The sequence below is a fragment of the Flavobacterium sp. genome, from assembly GCF_043760115.1.
Taxonomy (GTDB): Bacteria; Bacteroidota; Bacteroidia; order Flavobacteriales; family Flavobacteriaceae; genus Flavobacterium.
Window position 1 is genome coordinate 1 of sequence record NZ_JAYUPK010000101.1, and the last position, 2855, is coordinate 2855.

Sequence of the window (2855 nt, forward strand, 5' to 3'; positions counted from 1 at the left end):
CTTATCAAACATTTAAAGATGCAGATAATAATTTAAAAACAAACTATTATAATGAACTAGTTGATTACTCTTCTCCAAAATATGAAAGTTCTATACGAACGAATGCATTGGAAAATTTATTAACATTAAATCCCAAAGATGAAAATGTTTTAAAGAATTTGGTAAATGCAACTACACATCATAAATGGCAATTTGTAAAATATGCTCGTGATAAAATAAGAGAATTTCTTAAGCAGGATAATTATAAAGATATTTTTATCACAATGATTTCAAAATTAAATCTTGAAGAACAAAGTCAATTGAATAAATTAATTAATTGATAAAAAAAATATTTTTGGTAAAATTATAGCTACAAATTCAATAATTCTATAAAATATATGTAGTTCATCGAGTTTTAAAGTTTTGTGGCGAACATTTTTTTTTTAACAATTCTATGTTTGTTCATTTGCGAAGTGAATAATCCAAATTAATAAAATTTAATTATATGAAAACAAATAAACTTTTAATTCTTTTCGTTGCAACTTTATCTTTAATGCTTACTAATTGTAGTAAATCAGAAGATGCTACACCAGAAGATGTTTTTACTTTTGGTAGCGCTATTTCAAGTAATTTCAGTGGAAAAATTGTTGATGTTAACAGTCAACCAATTTCTAATGTTACTATTAAAATGAGTGGTAAAACTGTAACTACTGATGCTAATGGAGAATTTACATTATCTAATGTTTCTGTATTGGAGCATTTTGGATTTATGACTGCTACAAAATCAGGATTTTTAGATGGTTCAAGAACTGTTTTTCCTCATGATGATTTAAATACAGTTGAAATTATGTTATTACCAATGGATGTTTATACAACTATTCAAACTGGTGTAATATCTACTGTTACTTTACCAAACACTACAAAAGTAATTTTTGATGGTGCTTTTATGACAGAAAATGGTTCAGCTTACAATGGAAGTGTTTCTGTTATAGTAAACGATTTGCCTTCTAATGATCCTAACGTATTCAAAAAAATGCCAGGAAATTTAATTGGTACAAGAACTGACGGTTCAATTTCTGGAATGGAAACTTACGGTATGATAAACGTAGAAATGAGAGGTTCAAATAATGAAAAAATACAAATTGCAACTGGTCACTCTGCAAACATATCTTTGCCAATCGCTCCTAATCAATTAGATGATGCTGCATCAACTATTCCATTATGGCATTTTAATGAAACTTCTGGTTTGTGGGAAGAGCAAGGTTTTGCAAGAAGAGTTGGTAATAAATATGTTGGAAATGTATCTCACTTTTCTTGGTGGAATAATGATTCAGCTTATGTGATCGCTACTTTAAATGTAGTTGTAAGAAATTTTGATACAACTCCTGTAAATGGTGTTAGAGTAACAATTTCTAGAGCTTCTGGAAGTACTGGTGATGTTTTAATGGATTTAGGTATTACTGGAGCAAATGGAACGTTATCTGCTGGAGTTCCTAAAAATGAAATATTAACTTTTAGAGCATATACTCCAGATGGAACTTTAATTAATACTCAAGTTTTACCAGCTTCAAGCTTATCTGTAAGAACAGTTTATGTTATAATTCCGGTATCTAATTTAACTAATACTTCAAATTCTTCTAACAACTAGAAAGTAATTAAACTATAAAAAAAAGTGTCTTGTTAATTAACAAGACACTTTTTTTATGCTTTAGAATTTCTAGGTAGATAATTTATAATGAAATTATATTTGAAAGCTTAATCTAAATAGTATACCTAAATTATATAATTACATAATTCCACTAACTTCACTTTTCAAATAACTCAAAGCTACTGTACTTGGCGATTCGCTTTCAAGTAAATCAGTTAAAATAGCTTCTCTTAATTTATCAGAAGAATAAATGGATTCATTTATCGAAGTTTTTCTAATAGTTTGAATAATTGTATTTTTTGCAGTCAAAATCATTCTCCAAGATTCGTCAGAAATATAAATTTGTTGTGCTAAATTATGTTCAAACTCTTGCTCTATATTTTGAATTAATAAATTAGAATAATCAATTTTGTCATCATTTAATGGAGCAACTCTTATCAATAATTTTGAAGGATGAATTCGTTCTAAATACAAAGTCAATCGTTCATAAGCTTGTAATTTAATAGGTAACGAAAGCTTTTGATTTTCTTTTTGAACCAACCAACGTCTAGTATTTTGCTGATCTTTAAAATAAGAATTAAATAATTTGTAAGCAACTCCACCAGTAATTATTGCTGGCAAAGTATAAAATGCTAATTCTAAAATTTTGTCTGTATTCATATATGTATTAAAATTGTATTAAAGGTTGCTTTTCTAAAAACCATTTTCTGTCTCGTTCATTTTCATCTTCAACAGTATATTTTTTTTCTTGCGTATTTACATTTAATTGTCCAAAATAAGTAGTTTTTCCTTCTTCTATAACAAATTTTATATCCAACGGAATTTCAAATTTCATTATTTTATTGGTTGCATTATCGTAAATTTTAATTTTGGCAAATTTATATTTTCCCTTTGGTTTTACAATGCTAAATAAATAATAGGTTTTATTTTTTTCATTGTAATCTCCAGCAGAATATTTATAAGTAAAAGAATCACTTAAATTTGGATAATCGCTTACACCTTGTAAATCGTCGGTATAAAAAAAAGTGTAACCACCATAAGTTTTATTTTCTATACAAACTGTACCTACAATCATTCCTTCTTTTTTGCTTACATCGTAAGTTGTTTTTAAATTTCTAGATGGAGAAGAACATCCTAAAACTATTGATAAAACAAATGAATACAAACCAATTTTTAACTTCATGATTTTAAATTTTAGATATTGAATTTTATGTTGGTTAAAAAATAT

Annotated in this window: 3 protein-coding genes and 1 pseudogene; 2 read left to right on the top strand and 2 right to left on the bottom strand. The window is 26.8% G+C overall.

Features of this window, described 5'->3' with window-relative positions; genetic code table 11:
* Positions 1–320: pseudogene (locus tag ACH2BC_RS08720) on the top strand (M1 family peptidase); the annotation flags it as partial.
* 164 nt (positions 321–484) lie between these two features.
* A complete protein-coding gene (locus tag ACH2BC_RS08725; protein WP_395053608.1) occupies positions 485–1627 on the top strand; it encodes a hypothetical protein in 1143 nt (380 codons plus the stop codon).
* Between the two features lie 138 nt (positions 1628–1765).
* On the opposite strand, the gene ACH2BC_RS08730 is transcribed toward ACH2BC_RS08725, so the two are convergent.
* Positions 1766–2287, bottom strand: coding sequence for a hypothetical protein (locus ACH2BC_RS08730; protein ID WP_395053609.1), 522 nt, complete (start codon positions 2285–2287; stop codon positions 1766–1768).
* A gap of 7 nt (positions 2288–2294) precedes the next feature.
* On the bottom strand, positions 2295–2855 hold a 561-nt coding region (locus ACH2BC_RS08735), incomplete at its 5' end, for a hypothetical protein (protein ID WP_395053610.1).

Coding starts and splice junctions, on each gene's coding strand:
- ACH2BC_RS08725 (WP_395053608.1), top strand. CDS start 485: ATGAAAACAAATAAACTTTTAATTCTTTTCGTTGCAACTTTATCTTTA.
- ACH2BC_RS08730 (WP_395053609.1), bottom strand. CDS start 2,287: ATGAATACAGACAAAATTTTAGAATTAGCATTTTATACTTTGCCAGCA.